Source organism: Bradyrhizobium sp. JYMT SZCCT0180 (assembly GCF_018130165.1).
In the GTDB taxonomy this organism is placed as follows: Bacteria; Pseudomonadota; Alphaproteobacteria; order Rhizobiales; family Xanthobacteraceae; genus Bradyrhizobium.
Genome location: NZ_JAFCLZ010000034.1, coordinates 1 through 13,919, shown reverse-complemented (window position 1 = coordinate 13,919; position 13,919 = coordinate 1). Strand labels below are relative to the sequence as shown.

Here is a 13,919-nt window from a genome sequence, read left to right as displayed (position 1 = left end):
CGGTTTCTAGAGAACCGCGCGCGGCGCGTCAATGCCAAATGATGGTAATTACAATAGCAAAAACAGTGACTTATAAATATGGTGTTATATTACCGTATAAATGCCTATTTGTTTGGAATGGAATAGGTCGACGTCACGTGCGCGATCGGATCGGGCGACGTGCCCGACAGCAGATTGACCTCCCCCACCGCCAGCCGCTTGCCGAGCTTCAACAACCGCGCTGCGGCCAGCACGTCCTGTCCGGGCTGGCCCTTGCGCAGGAAATTGATGTTGAGATTGGTGGTCACGGCAAGCCCAACCGGTCCGATCGCCGACAGCAGCACCACATACATCGCGAAATCGGCCATCGCCATCAGGGTCGGGCCCGACACCGTGCCGCCCGGGCGCAGCATGTTCTCGTTATAGCGCTGGCGCAGCAGGCAGGTCTCGCCATCGGCGCTTTCGATGGTGATATCGCCGCCTTTGAAGGCTTGCGGGAATTCGTCGTGGAGGAACTTCTCCAGTTCAGCCACGCTCATTTTCGCTGCCGCCATGCTGACCCCTGCCCTCGCTTCAGATCGCCTGTTACATTAAGTTGTCATCAAAGCCCAAACAAAACCCAAGCAACCACTTAGTGGAAATTTCTGAGATGTCGCCCCAGACCGCCCGCGCGCCCGCCGCTCAATCGCCGATCCTGCTGCGCGAGAAAGTCGGCAGTATCGCTGTACTTACCCTGAACCGGCCGGCGGCGCGCAACAGCCTCTCGGAAGGTCTGATTGCGGAACTGCATGCGGCGCTGAAGGACATTCACGACGACAAGAACGTACGCGCGCTTGTCATCGCCGCCAACGGCCCGGCGTTTTCGGCCGGTCACGACATGAAGGAATTGACCGCGCGCCGCAGCGATGCCGATCGCGGCCGCGCCTATTTCGCAGAGATCATGAACGCCTGCAGCGCGATGATGCAGGCGATCGTACAACTGCCCAAGCCCGTGGTCGCCGCCGTTCAGGGCGTCGCCACCGCGGCCGGCTGTCAACTGGTCGCGAGCTGCGATCTGGCGGTCGCTTCCGAAGCCGCGAGTTTTGCTACGCCCGGCGTCGATATCGGGCTGTTCTGTTCGACGCCGATGGTGGCTTTGTCGCGCAACGTGCCGCGCAAGCAGGCGATGGAAATGCTGCTCACGGGTGAGCCAGTGGACGCCACGACGGCGCAAAGCCTCGGCCTCGTCAACCGCGTGGTTCCATCAGGCACCGAACGCGATGCGGCGATTGCACTCGCGCAGAAGGTCGCGCTCAAATCCGCCTACACCATTAAGCTCGGCAAGGAAGCTTTCTACCGCCAGATCGAAATGAACCTTGCCGACGCCTATCGCTATGCCGCAGAGGTGATGACGGAAAACATGATGGCGCGCGACGCCGAAGAAGGCATCGGCGCCTTCATCGAGAAACGCGAGCCGAAGTGGCAGGATAAATAAGATTGCATCTCCTCATCCTGAGGAGCGGCGTCTTCGCCGCGTCTCGAAGGACGAGGCCCGACTGTGGCCTCATGGTTCGAGACGCGCGAAGACGCGCTCCTCACCACGAGGAATTGGGAATTGTGTAAATGAACCACGACGCCTACGACGACAACTACATCCGCGCGATCCTCAACAGCGTGAAATCGATCGCGATGGTTGGCGCCTCGCCGGTCAACGTGCGACCGAGCTACTTCGCGTTCAAATACCTGGCACAGCGCGGCTACGACATGATCCCGGTCAATCCCGGCCATGTCGGCAAAAGCCTGCTCGGCAAACCCTTTGTCGCGCAGCTTGCGGATATCGACCGCCCGATCGACATGATCGACATTTTCCGCAACTCCAGCCACATCATGCCCGTTGTCGATGAGGCCCTGAAATTGTCGCCGCTGCCGAAGGTAATCTGGATGCAGCTCGGCGCGCGTGACGACGCTGCGGCGGAAAAAGCCGAAGCCGCCGGCGTCAAGGTCGTGATGAACCGCTGCCCCAAGATCGAATACGGAAGGCTGTCATCGGAGATTTCCTGGATGGGTGTCAATTCGCGAACGCTCAGCTCGAAACGTGCGCCGATCCCGACGCAGGGCATGCGGCTGTCGCTGAACCGGATGAGCGTCGGCGGCGGTGAAACCGCGGCATCCGACCGCGCCGCGAAAAACAAGAGCGAGCCATAGCGTTTTCAAGCGAAGTAGGTACCGGTTCGCGCCAGGAAAACGTGTCAAAACATAAAAGCAGAGCCGACAAGGCTCTGTCGTAACGCATATGCGAAACGATTGTTTCGCAAACGTGGCATCATGAAGCACGTCCGTTCCTAATCCCCGATATGTGAAACGGTCGCCTTGACGGCGGACGCGGCTTGCGATCAGCATGCCGCGCATTTTCGACGAACCAAAAACAGGATGCATAGAATGACCGATCGCCACCCGGGATTTTCGACCCTTGCCGTGCATGCGGGCGCGCAGCCTGATCCGACCACCGGCGCGCGGGCGACACCGATCTATCAAACCACGTCTTTCGTTTTCAACGACGCCGATCACGCTGCGTCCCTGTTCGGCCTCCAGGCCTTCGGCAACATCTATACCCGCATCGGTAATCCGACCAACGCGGTGCTGGAAGAACGCGTTGCCGCACTCGAAGGCGGCACCGCCGCGCTTGCGGTTGCGTCCGGACACGCCGCCCAGGTGGTCGTATTCCAGCAATTGCTGATGCCCGGCGACGAGATCATTGCCGCGCGCAAACTCTATGGCGGATCGATCAACCAGTTCACCCATGCCTTCAAGAGCTTTGGCTGGAACGTGGCATGGGCGGATTCAGATGACATCGCAAGTTTCGAACGCGCGGTGACGCCGCACACCAAGGCGATCTTCATCGAGTCGATCGCCAATCCCTCCGGCAGCATCACCGACATCGAGGCGATCGCCGCCGTCGCCCGCAAGGCCGGCGTGCCATTGATCGTCGACAACACGCTTGCTACCCCCTATCTGATCCGCCCGATCGACCACGGCGCCGACATCGTCGTGCATTCGCTGACGAAATTTCTGGGCGGCCACGGCAATTCGCTCGGCGGCATCATCGTCGATGCCGGCACCTTCGACTGGTCGAAGGACAACAAATATCCGATGCTGAGTGAGCCGCGCCCCGAATATCACGGCATCAAGCTGCAGGAGACTTTTGGCAATTTCGCCTTCGCGATCGCCTGCCGCGTGCTCGGCCTGCGCGACCTCGGCCCGGCGCTGTCGCCGTTCAACGCCTTCATGATCCTGACCGGCATCGAGACGCTGCCGCTGCGCATGCAGAAGCATTGCGAGAACGCCAAGGCCGTCGCGGAATTTCTCGCCGGCCATCCCAAGGTCGCCGCGGTGAACTATGCGGGCCTCGCCAGCGACAGGTACAACAACCTCGCGCGCAAATATGCACCGAAGGGTGCCGGCGCGGTGTTCACCTTCAGCCTCAAGGACGGTTATGACGCCGGCGTCAACCTGGTGTCGAACCTGAAACTGTTCTCGCATCTGGCCAATGTCGGCGACACCCGCTCGCTGGTGATCCACCCCGCCTCGACCACCCACAGCCAGCTCGACGACGCCGCCAAGGTGAAGTCAGGCGCCGCCCCCGACGTGGTCCGGCTGTCGATCGGCATCGAGGACAAGGAAGATCTGATCGCCGATCTGGAGCAGGCGCTGACGGCGTAAGGCGACCGGCCGCCAAGCAACCCGTCGTCGTACCCCGCGAAAGCGGGGTACGCAGTACGCAGCGGCTTCTCGGTTCTTTCACTGACGTCTCTGGAATACTGGGTCACCCGCTTTCGCGGGTGATGACACCAGGGAGAGCATCCGCCCCGTCCCAGCCGGCCATTTGGCCTGAAATCACAAGCCTCTCATTAACGGTCATTCCGGCATAAAGTGGCGCTGAGCCGCCCTTGATGATTCGGAGCAAACGATGCTGCGCTGGATGACGCCATTTCTGGTCGCTATTTTCTCGATCGGAACTGCTGCCGCGGACGAGGGCCCCGGTGCCGCCAAGGCCACCGATGGCACCGCAACAGCAAAGCCTGCCGACAGCCCGGCCGCGACCACATCCGCCAAAAGCCCAGCCGTGGCGAAGCGCGCCAATAACCTCGCCGCCGGCAAGCGCGCAGCGGTTCGCGCCACAAGACAATTGCCGCCGGGCCTGCCCCGCGCGCACTACAATTACCGCACCACGGTCGCCCCCGCGACGGCGCCTCTATATGTGCGCCGCGGCCGGCAATTGGTGGTGGTCGAGGAAGCCGATCCCGACGTGCTGTTCACGCCGGTCGGGGTCGTGCCCTATGCGCCGCGTGTGTACGGTGTGCCATTACTGCCGGGCTCCAACACCCTGCCCGGTTACTATGGGACCAGCCATTCCTACAGCTATGATGGCCCCTATTACGGCGGCCCCTACACGCCCTACTGGAGTCGCCTGCCTTACGCCGGCGGCGTCTACGGCTATCGCTAGCCGCGACTGCAACAGAAACGGACTTTTGGACGTGGCAGGGCCACCGCGAAAAACTAAAACACCGGATTCCGCGCGCGCGATCACCGCCGACCTCGTCGCCGTGCTGGTCGCGGTGACCGACGGGCAACCCAAGATCATGACGATCGCCAATGCGGGTGCGCTGCCGAGCGGGCCGTTCGAATTCAAGCACCGATCGCTGCAATCGGGTTTGCGGGCGTGGGTCGAAGCGCAAACCGGCCATCCGCTCGGCTATGTCGAACAGCTCTATACGTTTGCCGATCGCGGGCGGACCGGCGATGGCCCATCACCGCACTCCGTCTCGATCAGCTATCTCGGGTTGACCCGCGAGGATCAGGTCGCGGACGGGGCGTCGGCGCATTGGTCCGGCTGGTATGATTATTTCCCATGGGAAGATCATCGGGAAGGGCCGCCTTCTCTGCTGGCGAAGCTGCTGACGCCGCGACTGCGCGCATGGGCGAAATCCGCGCCCTCGGCGGCGTTGCAGCGCGAACGCTGGCAGCGTGCCGCGATCACCTTCGGGTTCGAAGACCGCGAGTGGAATGAAGAACTCGTGCTGCAACGTTACGAGCTGCTGTTTGAGGCCGCACTAATTCCCGAAGCGGTTCGCGAAAGTGGTAACGCCGGCACGCTGGTGCCCGGCCGGCCGATGACGGCCGATCACCGCCGCATTCTCGCGACCGGAATCGCAAGACTGCGGGCCAAAATCAAATACCGTCCCGTGGTGTTCGAACTGATGCCGGCGGAATTCACCCTGCTACAACTGCAACGCAGTGTTGAAGCGCTTGCAGGACGGCTGGTCCACAAGCAGAACTTCCGCCGCCTGATGGAACAACAGCAACTCGTTGAGGAAACTGGCGCAATCGCCGCCGACACGGTCGGCCGCCCCGCCAAGCTGTTCCGCTTCCGCCACGCCGTCCTGGCCGAACGGGCCGTCGCCGGAACCAAGCTGCCGCTTTCCCGCACTTGACTTAGGTTATGCTCAGGATAAGTATAAGCCATGATATGCTCATGGAGAGTATAAATGGCCAGCCTCAATGCCGACGCCCTCGCCCGCACCGCGCCGCTTTATGAGAGGGTGAAACGCGTGATCCCGCCGCCCGAATGGGCTGTATTCGCAGGCGACGTCGACGCCATCCTCGACCTCAAGCGCAAGCGCAACGCAGTCATCTTGGCGCACAACTACCAGACGCCCGAAATCTTCCACGGCGTCGCCGACATCGTCGGCGACAGCCTCCTCCTGGCGCGCGAAGCCACCAAGGTCGACGCCGATATCATCGTGCTCGCCGGCGTGCACTTCATGGCCGAGACGGCCAAGCTGCTCAATCCGCAGAAGATCGTCCTGATCCCTGATCTTGCGGCCGGCTGTTCGCTCGCGGATTCAATCACCCCGGCAGACGTGCGCCTGATGCGGCAACGCTATCCCGGCGCGCCCGTCGTCACCTACGTCAACACGTCGGCGGCTGTGAAGGCGGAATCCGACATCTGCTGCACGTCGGGAAACGCGCTCAAGGTCGTGGAGTCGCTGGGCGCCGAGCGCGTCATCATGCTGCCGGACGAATATCTGGCGCAGAACATCGCCAAGCAGACTGGCGTGAAGATCATCGCGTGGAAGGGCCACTGCGAGGTGCATGAGCTCTTTACGCCCGACGACATCAGGCAGATCCGGGAGAACCACCCCGGCGTCACCGTTCTGGCGCATCCGGAGTGCCCGCCCGAGGTGGTGGCGGAGGCTGATTTCTCCGGCTCGACGGCGGCAATGTCCGGCTATGTCGAGCAGCAGCGCCCGCCCCGCGTCGTGCTGCTGACCGAATGCTCGATGAGCGACAACGTCGCGGTGCTGCATCCCGATGTCGAATTCATCCGGCCGTGCAATCTGTGCCCGCACATGAAGCGGATCACGCTGAAGAACATCCGCCATGCGCTGGAGACCAATCAGCACCAGGTGACGATCGATCCCGCGATCGCCGCCCCCGCGCGGCGCGCCGTCGAGAGGATGCTGGCGATATGAGCACGGATATTTCAGCGCTGGCCAACCGTCCCGTGATCATCGGCGGCGGCGCCGCAGGACTGATGACGGCATTGCAACTGGCGCCGGAGCCGGTGCTGGTGGTGTCGAAGGCGCCGCTGGGGGCGGAAGCCTCCAGCCTGTGGGCGCAGGGTGGGCTCGCCGCGGCGATGGGCGCGGACGACGACCCTGCGCTGCATCTCGCCGACACCATCGCCGCCGGTGCCGGCCTTTGCGATGAGACCACCGCAAGCCGGATCGTCCACGCGGCGCCGGCGGCGGTCGAACATCTCGCACAACTCGGCGTCGCCTTCGACCGCCGGCCGGACGGACGCTGGCGGCTCGGCCTTGAAGCCGCCCACAGCCGCAACCGGATCGTTCACGCGACCGGCGACGGCACCGGCCGCGAGATCATGCGGGCGCTGATCGCGGCGGTGCGCCTCTGCCCGTCGATCACACTGCTCGAAGGGGTCGAGGCGCGCCGGCTGATCGTCGAGGACAACGCGGTCAAGGGCGTGCTCGCCGTCAACGCGCACGGCCCGCTGGTGATCGATACCGGCCGCGTTGTGATCGCGACCGGCGGCATTGGCGGGCTGTTTCTCGACAGCACCAACCCGTCCGGCTGTTTTGGTCAGGGCCTTGCGCTGGCGGCGCGCGCGGGCGCGCAGCTGTCGGATCTGGAGTTTGTCCAGTTTCATCCGACCGCCTTCGATGGACCGTCGCGGCCGATGCCGCTGCTCACCGAGGCTATCAGAGGTGACGGCGCAACCCTGATCGACGAGACCGGCGAGCGCTTCATGGCGGATGAGCCCGGTGCCGAACTCGCACCCCGCGACATCGTCGCCCGCGCCGTCTGGCGCCGCCGTACCGAAGGACATCGGGTGTTCCTCGATGCACGGAAACATCCAGGCAAGGATTTTGCCGCGCGTTATCCCGTCATATCAGCGTTCTGCAAGATGGCCGGGATCGATCCCGCGACCGATCCGATACCGGTACGGCCTGCGGTGCACTACCACATGGGCGGAATTGCCGTTGACCTCGAGGGCCGCAGCACGGTCAGCGGCCTCTGGGCTTGCGGTGAGGTCGCCCGCACTGGTCTGCACGGCGCCAACCGACTTGCCAGCAATTCGCTGATGGAAGCCATCGTCTGCGCCGAGTGGGTTGCGGCGAGCGTCAGCAGGGCAAGCCGCGGACCATCGAAGGCGAGTACGCCCCTTGCGTCACTGCCTGCTTCCGATCCATCGTCGATACGGCCGATGATGTCGCAAGGCCTCGGCGTGCTGCGGGACCGCAACGCCATCGGGCGGCTGGTTCGCAGCCTCTATCCGATGGCGAACGGCAACAGCGCGGCATCCGATCCGGCGCTGGTGGGGCTGATGATCGCCGTGGCCGCCTACCAGCGCGAGGAAAGCCGCGGTGGGCATTATCGAACGGATCATCCCGACACGCTGCCATCGGCCACGCCGTCATCGCTCTCGCTTTCCGAGGCGCTGGAAGCCGCGCGCGAGATCACCGAATCCGAAGCCTTGTCTCTGGGGAGTGCACAATCATGACGCTCAATCCGCTGTTGCCCATCATGTACGAGCCGATCGTGCGCACCGCCCTGCTCGAGGATCTCGGTCGCGCCGGCGACATCACGGCGGATGCGATCGTGCCTGCCGACCAGCGGGCCGCGCTGGTGCTGCGCGCGCGGCAGCCCGGCGTCGTGGCTGGCCTCGACATCGCGCGCTGCGCTTTCCAGCTCGCGTCGCCTGCGATCACGCTTCGTGCGGAGCGGCCCGACGGCAGCGTCGTCGCGCCGGGCGAGGTCATCGCGACCATCGAAGGACCGGCGCGCGGTTTGCTGACCGGCGAGCGGACGGCGCTGAACTTCCTGTGTCATCTCAGCGGCGTTGCGACGGCCACCGCCTCGCTGGTATCCGCCGCGAAAGGCACCAAGGCTCAGATCGTCTGCACGCGCAAGACGACGCCGGGGCTGCGCGCGCTGGAAAAATATGCGGTCCGCGCCGGCGGCGGCAGCAATCACCGCTTCGGCCTCGACGACGCCATCCTGATCAAGGACAACCACATCGCGCTGGCCGGCGATATCCGCACTGCGATCGAGCGCGCGAAGGCGCATGCCGGACACCTCGTCAAAATCGAGGTCGAAGTTGATACGTTGGCGCAGCTCGAACAGGTGCTAACGCTCGGCGTCGATGCGGTGCTGCTCGACAACATGTCGAACGACGAACTCCGCCAGGCCGTGGCCATGACCGCCGGCAGGGCAATCACCGAGGCATCCGGCCGCATCACCGCCGCCACCGCGAAGGCGATCGCAGCGACCGGCGTCGACCTGATTTCGGCCGGCTGGATCACGCACAGCTCTGCCGCGCTCGACATCGGGCTCGACTATCTCGATCTCAAGCGGCAGGCCGCTTGAGAATTAGGTGAGGATTACTCGGCAGGACGCGCCGCGGCCTTGTCCTCGCGCATCAGGCGGGCATTGCGCTGGAACACCGAATAGGTCGCGAACGTAAACAGAATGACCAGAGCCTGGATCGACAGCGCCTCCACGCTCGGATTGAGCCCGATCGCGCTGAAGAACGCGCTGCCCTTGAAGTCGGTGACCGTGATGATCGCCTGCTCCTGGAATTCCTGCACCGCCTCGCCGATGAACTTGATCGCCATCGCGAACAGGAACGCCGAGGTGACGACGAACAGCGGCCGCAGCGGAATCTTCTGAGCGATCATGTTGATGAAATAGAACAGCACGGCAAGCCCGACCGCCGCCGCTGCAAGGCCGCCGAACAGGCCTGCGCTCCAGCCACCTTCGGTCTTCGCCAGCGCGTTGATGAACAGCACGGTTTCGGCGCCCTCGCGGAACACGGCAAGGAAGGCCAGCGCGCCGATCGCCCACACCGTGTCCTGCGCCAGCGCGCTGTCGGCCTTGTGCGCCAGATATTCCTGCCAGCCGCGCGGATCCTGCTTCACCATCAGCCAGCCGCTGACGTAGAGCATCAGGGCGGCGGCGAACAGAATGATGACGCCTTCGAGGACGTCGCTATGGTCGCCGGAATTGAACACCGCAAACAGCCAGGCGGCGATGAAGCTGGCGCCAACCGCGGCCAGCGCACCGCCATACAGCGCGCCGACGCGGTGTGCGGAGCCGACCTTTCTCAGATAGCCCGCGAGCGCCGCGATCACCAGCATGGCTTCAAGCCCCTCGCGGAGCAGAATGACGGCGGCCTGGATGAATGCTGAGGACATGATGGAAACCCTGATTTCCGGTTCGTTTTATCGTCCGGATATTTCAAGTAAAGCGCGGCGCCCGACACAAGCGCGTCAAGCCATGGCAATAGATTAGAATCGTTTTAGAGTTCTCCCTCTCAGCCGGGCTGCCCCACCGGCTGAACCAATCCTTCCCGGCCCGGTTCCGCGCGGCGCGCGACCAGCCGCTCGGTCTGAAGAATCGCCAGCGTCAGGACGACCATCGCGACCGCCTGGTGGGCCAAGGCCAGATCAATCGGCACCTGATGCAGCAGCGTGAGGATGCCGAGGACCGCCTGTACGACGATCGCGGCGACCAGCCACCAGGCGCCGCGCACCACGGCCGTCCCGGCGCGCGAGGCGACCGCATCGATCGCGTGCAGCACCGCCAGCGCCAGCAGTGCATAGGCGGTCATGCGATGCTCGAACTGCACCGTGAGCGTGTTGTCGAACAGATTGCGCCACCACGGATCTTCGAAGAACAGCCGCTCTGACGATGGAATGAAGGCGCCGTCGATCTGCGGCCAGGTGTTATACACCTTGCCCGCGCGCAGGCCCGCGACCAGCGCGCCGAAATAGATCTGCACGAAGGTCAGCGCCAGTAGCGCGACGCCGGTGATTTTCAGTCGCGACGACGCGGCGGGTTGTGGCCGGTCCGCTAGCCGCAATAGTGTCCACACGATCGCCGCAAAAATCACCAGCGCCAGCACCAGGTGCGTCGCCAGCCGATATTGCGAGACCTCGATCCGGTGCGTGAGGCCCGAGGCGACCATCCACCAGCCGACCGCGCCCTGCAGCGCGCCGAGGCCGAAGATCACCCACAACCGCCGCTTCAGCTCGGTGCCGAGCATGCCGCGCCAGAGGAAGAACAGGAACGGCAGCAGATAGACCGCGCCGATCACGCGCCCGAGCAGCCGGTGGCTCCATTCCCACCAGAAGATGGTCTTGAACTCAGCCAGACTCATGCCGGCGTTGAGTTCGCGATATTGCGGAATGGTCTTGTAGCCCTCGAACGCCTGCGCCCATTGCGCATCGGTCAGCGGCGGCAAGGTTCCGGTGACGGGTTTCCACTCGACGATCGATAATCCGGACTCCGTGAGCCGCGTGGCGCCGCCGACCAGCACCATGATCGCGATCAGGGCCGCGACCGCAAACAGCCACCATCTGACAGCGCGGTTTGGCGGCCCCTCATTGGTGGAAATACCGGTCATTGAACCCGTTCGATGCCCATGCTTGATTGAATTGCTGCGCCCCTTATAGTCCGCCCCTTCCCGCGCGCAACAGGCTCTAAGCTCCGTAAAGGCTTCACATATCCGCCATGACAATCCGTACCCGCAAATTCGTCGGAACCATCTTTTTGCTGGTGCTCGTCGTGGTCTGGTCGCTCCTCGGAATGACCATCGCGCAGACGCCTTGGCTGGCCAATTCGGGGCTGTTGCAATCGATTTTCTACGTCGTGGCGGGCCTTGGATGGGTACTGCCGGCGATGCCGATCATCAGCTGGATGTCGCGGCCCGACGCCTGAATTTTGCACTCACTCCTGATCGGTCCGTTTCGCCTTTACCTTCGGGAGAAGCGCCCCCGACAGCATCACCCGCATCATGCGCAGCGAACGCTGCCGTCCGTCCCAGGCGACGCGCGGCAACGCGTGCAGATTGGTATACCCCTTCGAAGCGACCACGCCGGGCAACACGGTTGCCGCGCTGGCGAGGCCCAGCTCCTGCGCCATCGCCACGTGCGCCCGGCGAAAGGCGTCGCGATCGCCGAACGGATAGGCGAAATGTTTGATGGTGCGGTGGAAGGCGGCTTCCGCCACCGCCTTGCCCATCACCATCTCGCGCTGGGCGTCGGCGTCTTTCAGATTCGACAGCGCCGGGTAATTCACCGTGGCGCTGCCGACCGTCACATTCGGGTCGGCGGCGAGCGTCGTCAGATCGTCCCAGTCCATCGACGCGCTACGCGACAGGCCCGCAAGATCAACCGAATAGCGCTTGCAGAGATCTTTGATGGCGAATGACAGATCCGGCGGCGACAGTGTCCGCATCCAGCTCGAGAGAAACTCGTAGATCACATATTTATCCGGCGTGGTTGGGATGGTGAAGTGCCGCTCCCTGCGATCGATCACCAGGCTGATGCGGTTTTCCCGCGCGATCATTTCCTCCAGCGCCAGCCACCACGCTTCGCCGAGCCCGTCCGGAAACGCGGTCGGGAGGTAGATGGTGAAGGGAACCGCGTGCTTCGCCAGCACCGGATAGGCTGCGGTGATCACGTCCTTGTAGCCGCCGTCGAACGTCAGCGCGACAAACCGATTGGCCGTCGGAAGCGTGACCGCGCGCCGGCATACCTCGTCCATCGAGACGATGTCATACTTCCAGCGCTTCAAAGCCCGGATCATCCGGTCGAGAAATTGCGGGGTGATCTCGTTTGCTTTGAGCGGCTGGAACCGCCGCGGCTGCCGCGCGCGCACGCGTTCGAACCGCAGCACGACACCGGCGCCGCCGCTTCCGCGCTGCTTCAGCCGCGCGTAGCCGCTGAAATAAGCGAGCTCCATTTGGGCCCGCTTCAAAATCCCGACGCCCTGACCCAACGTCCCGCCCCCAAATACGGTCGCGCGGTGCTCCGCCGCGCCCGCATTGTTATTACTCTTTGTTGACATTTCCCTGCGAAGGTCGGCCAAAGCCGAAAATTGTAAACAATTTCCTATACAGGTTCTGCGATGACCATGGCTGCCGCGATTGAAAACGGAACGGCGGATACGCAAACCTGGTCGAAGCCGGGGCGCATCGCAGACATCGAGATCATCCGCGATCTGACCGGCGCCGAGGCGATCTGGCGCAGTCTGGAAAAAGCGCAGCAGCAATCCTCCACGCCCTTTCAGCGTTTCGACTTCGTCAGCGCCTGGCAGCGCAATGTCGGCGCGCGCGAAGGCCTCGTCCCCTTCATCGTGATCGCCTACGACGCGGAGCGCCGGCCGTTGATGCTGCTGCCGCTCGCGGTCAGGCATGTCTACGGCGCACGCTGCGCCAGCTTCATGGGCGGCAAGCACTCGACCTTCAACATGGCGCTGTGGGACAGGGATTTTGCCGCGACCGCAACGCAGGCCGATATCGAAGGCCTGATCGCGGCCATCGCGCAACGTTCCGAGGCCGACGTGCTGGCGCTGCATCAACAGCCCCTGCGCTGGCGCGATCTGCCGAACCCGATCGCACTGCTGCCGCATCAACCCTCCGCCAACGACTGCCCGCTCCTGAAGATGGAGAGTGGTGCTGATCCTACGACGCTGATCAGCAAGTCGTTCCGCCAACGCCTGAAGGGCAAGGCGCGCAAGCTGCAGGCCCTGCCCGGCTATCGCTACTACGTCGCCAGCACCGACGCCGACATCACGCGGCTGCTCGACTGGTTCTTCCGCATCAAGCCGCTGCGGATGGCCGAGCAGAAACTGCCTGACGTATTCGCCGAGCCCGGCATCGAGGATTTCATCCGCAGCGCCTGCGCGGCACAAGTGGCCGGCGGCAACCGCGTCATCGACATCCACGCGCTCGAATGCGACGAGGAAGTGATCGCGATCTTCACCGGCGTCGACGACGGCCATCGCTTCTCGATGATGTTCAACACCTACACGATGTCGGCCAATTCGAAGTACAGCCCCGGCCTGATCCTGATGCGCGACATCATCGATCACTTCGCCGGTAAGGATTATCGCGCCTTCGATCTCGGCATCGGATCGGACGATTACAAGCGGCTGTTCTGCAAGGACGACGAACCGATCTTCGACAGTTTCATCCCGCTGAGCCAGCGCGGCAAGCTCGCCGCGGGCGTGATGTCGGGGCTGAACCGCACCAAGCGCATGGTGAAGCATAATCCGGCCTTGCTGGAGATGGCGCAGAAGCTGCGCAATGCGTTTAGCTAGGGTTGGGCTCGCGAATAGCGCGCCGCTGTATTCCGCCGTCGTCCCCCGCGAAGGCGGGGGACCCAGTACGCCGCGGCTTCTCGATTCAATCATTGGCGTCTCTGCTATCTCGAACCGTCACCCTGAGGTGCGCGCTCTTGCGCGCCTCGAAGGGCGACGGCCCCGCCTGTGGCCGCTTCATCCTTCGAGGCTCGCTGCGCTCGCACCTCAGAGGCTGTGAATCTATGTGATCTGGCGTGTTTTTTTGTTTGCGGAACCGTGAGTCGAATGATTCG

14 protein-coding genes are annotated in these 13,919 nt (G+C 63.5%); 10 read left to right on the top strand and 4 right to left on the bottom strand.

Annotated features, from left to right (window positions below; genetic code table 11):
* Positions 1 to 104: 104 nt before the first annotated feature.
* Complete coding sequence (locus tag JQ641_RS34665) at positions 105 to 533, bottom strand: PaaI family thioesterase (RefSeq protein ID WP_192733483.1); 429 nt, start codon at positions 531 to 533, stop codon at positions 105 to 107.
* 95 nt (positions 534 to 628) lie between these two features.
* On the opposite strand from JQ641_RS34665, the gene JQ641_RS34660 reads away from it, so the two are divergent.
* The 8 genes from JQ641_RS34660 (at position 629) to nadC (ending at position 8,907) form a co-directional block, all read left to right on the top strand.
* Complete coding sequence (locus JQ641_RS34660) at positions 629 to 1,453, top strand: enoyl-CoA hydratase (RefSeq protein WP_212001146.1); 825 nt, start codon at positions 629 to 631, stop codon at positions 1,451 to 1,453.
* 128 nt (positions 1,454 to 1,581) lie between these two features.
* Positions 1,582 to 2,163, top strand: a complete 582-nt coding sequence (locus JQ641_RS34655) for a CoA-binding protein (protein WP_212001144.1) — start codon at positions 1,582 to 1,584, stop codon at positions 2,161 to 2,163.
* Positions 2,164 to 2,397: 234 nt separating this feature from the next.
* The gene (locus JQ641_RS34650; RefSeq protein WP_192733486.1) at positions 2,398 to 3,678 is read left to right on the top strand and encodes an O-acetylhomoserine aminocarboxypropyltransferase; all 1,281 of its coding nucleotides are present in this window, start codon (positions 2,398 to 2,400) and stop codon (positions 3,676 to 3,678) included.
* A 247-nt stretch (positions 3,679 to 3,925) separates the two neighbouring features.
* Positions 3,926 to 4,462 carry a hypothetical protein gene (locus JQ641_RS34645; RefSeq protein WP_212001143.1) on the top strand — a complete coding sequence of 179 codons (537 nt, stop codon included), beginning with the start codon at positions 3,926 to 3,928 and terminating at the stop codon, positions 4,460 to 4,462.
* Between the two features lie 31 nt (positions 4,463 to 4,493).
* Positions 4,494 to 5,450 (top strand): NUDIX hydrolase, encoded by a 957-nt coding sequence (locus tag JQ641_RS34640; RefSeq protein WP_212001141.1) that lies wholly within the window; start codon positions 4,494 to 4,496, stop codon positions 5,448 to 5,450.
* 54 nt (positions 5,451 to 5,504) lie between these two features.
* A complete protein-coding gene (nadA, locus tag JQ641_RS34635; RefSeq protein WP_212001139.1) occupies positions 5,505 to 6,491 on the top strand; it encodes a quinolinate synthase NadA in 987 nt (328 codons plus the stop codon).
* Positions 6,488 to 8,041, top strand: a complete 1,554-nt coding sequence (locus tag JQ641_RS34630; protein WP_212001138.1) for an L-aspartate oxidase — start codon at positions 6,488 to 6,490, stop codon at positions 8,039 to 8,041. The genes nadA and JQ641_RS34630 overlap by 4 nt, the downstream gene beginning before the upstream one ends.
* A complete protein-coding gene (nadC, locus tag JQ641_RS34625; RefSeq protein WP_212001136.1) occupies positions 8,038 to 8,907 on the top strand; it encodes a carboxylating nicotinate-nucleotide diphosphorylase in 870 nt (289 codons plus the stop codon). Before JQ641_RS34630 ends, nadC begins: the two co-directional genes overlap by 4 nt.
* A 14-nt stretch (positions 8,908 to 8,921) precedes the next feature.
* Here the strand turns inward: nadC and JQ641_RS34620 are convergent, their stop codons facing one another.
* Both JQ641_RS34620 and JQ641_RS34615 read right to left on the bottom strand, forming a co-directional pair.
* Complete coding sequence (locus JQ641_RS34620) at positions 8,922 to 9,734, bottom strand: FTR1 family iron permease (protein ID WP_212001134.1); 813 nt, start codon at positions 9,732 to 9,734, stop codon at positions 8,922 to 8,924.
* A 119-nt stretch (positions 9,735 to 9,853) separates the two neighbouring features.
* Positions 9,854 to 10,945: a COX15/CtaA family protein gene (locus JQ641_RS34615; protein WP_212001133.1), complete on the bottom strand. Its 1,092-nt coding sequence runs from the start codon at positions 10,943 to 10,945 to the stop codon at positions 9,854 to 9,856.
* 107 nt (positions 10,946 to 11,052) lie between these two features.
* Between JQ641_RS34615 and JQ641_RS34610 the strand changes: the two genes are divergently transcribed.
* Positions 11,053 to 11,259, top strand: coding sequence for a DUF2842 domain-containing protein (locus JQ641_RS34610; RefSeq protein WP_192733494.1), 207 nt, complete (start codon positions 11,053 to 11,055; stop codon positions 11,257 to 11,259).
* Positions 11,260 to 11,268: 9 nt separating this feature from the next.
* Here the strand turns inward: JQ641_RS34610 and JQ641_RS34605 are convergent, their stop codons facing one another.
* Positions 11,269 to 12,285 (bottom strand): polysaccharide deacetylase family protein, encoded by a 1,017-nt coding sequence (locus tag JQ641_RS34605; RefSeq protein ID WP_212001126.1) that lies wholly within the window; start codon positions 12,283 to 12,285, stop codon positions 11,269 to 11,271.
* A gap of 165 nt (positions 12,286 to 12,450) precedes the next feature.
* Between JQ641_RS34605 and JQ641_RS34600 the strand changes: the two genes are divergently transcribed.
* Complete coding sequence (locus JQ641_RS34600) at positions 12,451 to 13,644, top strand: GNAT family N-acetyltransferase (protein ID WP_212001115.1); 1,194 nt, start codon at positions 12,451 to 12,453, stop codon at positions 13,642 to 13,644.
* Positions 13,645 to 13,919 lie beyond the last annotated feature (275 nt).

What these genes read in the sequence shown, in the direction of transcription:
- JQ641_RS34660 (WP_212001146.1), top strand. Translation starts at nt 629, where the DNA reads ATGTCGCCCCAGACCGCCCGCGCGCCCGCCGCTCAATCGCCGATCCTG.
- JQ641_RS34655 (WP_212001144.1), top strand. Translation starts at nt 1,582, where the DNA reads ATGAACCACGACGCCTACGACGACAACTACATCCGCGCGATCCTCAAC.
- JQ641_RS34600 (WP_212001115.1), top strand. Translation starts at nt 12,451, where the DNA reads ATGACCATGGCTGCCGCGATTGAAAACGGAACGGCGGATACGCAAACC.
- JQ641_RS34630 (WP_212001138.1), top strand. Translation starts at nt 6,488, where the DNA reads ATGAGCACGGATATTTCAGCGCTGGCCAACCGTCCCGTGATCATCGGC.
- JQ641_RS34605 (WP_212001126.1), bottom strand. Translation starts at nt 12,285, where the DNA reads ATGGAGCTCGCTTATTTCAGCGGCTACGCGCGGCTGAAGCAGCGCGGA.
- JQ641_RS34620 (WP_212001134.1), bottom strand. Translation starts at nt 9,734, where the DNA reads ATGTCCTCAGCATTCATCCAGGCCGCCGTCATTCTGCTCCGCGAGGGG.
- nadC (WP_212001136.1), top strand. Translation starts at nt 8,038, where the DNA reads ATGACGCTCAATCCGCTGTTGCCCATCATGTACGAGCCGATCGTGCGC.
- JQ641_RS34610 (WP_192733494.1), top strand. Translation starts at nt 11,053, where the DNA reads ATGACAATCCGTACCCGCAAATTCGTCGGAACCATCTTTTTGCTGGTG.
- JQ641_RS34615 (WP_212001133.1), bottom strand. Translation starts at nt 10,945, where the DNA reads ATGACCGGTATTTCCACCAATGAGGGGCCGCCAAACCGCGCTGTCAGA.
- JQ641_RS34645 (WP_212001143.1), top strand. Translation starts at nt 3,926, where the DNA reads ATGCTGCGCTGGATGACGCCATTTCTGGTCGCTATTTTCTCGATCGGA.
- JQ641_RS34650 (WP_192733486.1), top strand. Translation starts at nt 2,398, where the DNA reads ATGACCGATCGCCACCCGGGATTTTCGACCCTTGCCGTGCATGCGGGC.
- JQ641_RS34665 (WP_192733483.1), bottom strand. Translation starts at nt 533, where the DNA reads ATGGCGGCAGCGAAAATGAGCGTGGCTGAACTGGAGAAGTTCCTCCAC.
- nadA (WP_212001139.1), top strand. Translation starts at nt 5,505, where the DNA reads ATGGCCAGCCTCAATGCCGACGCCCTCGCCCGCACCGCGCCGCTTTAT.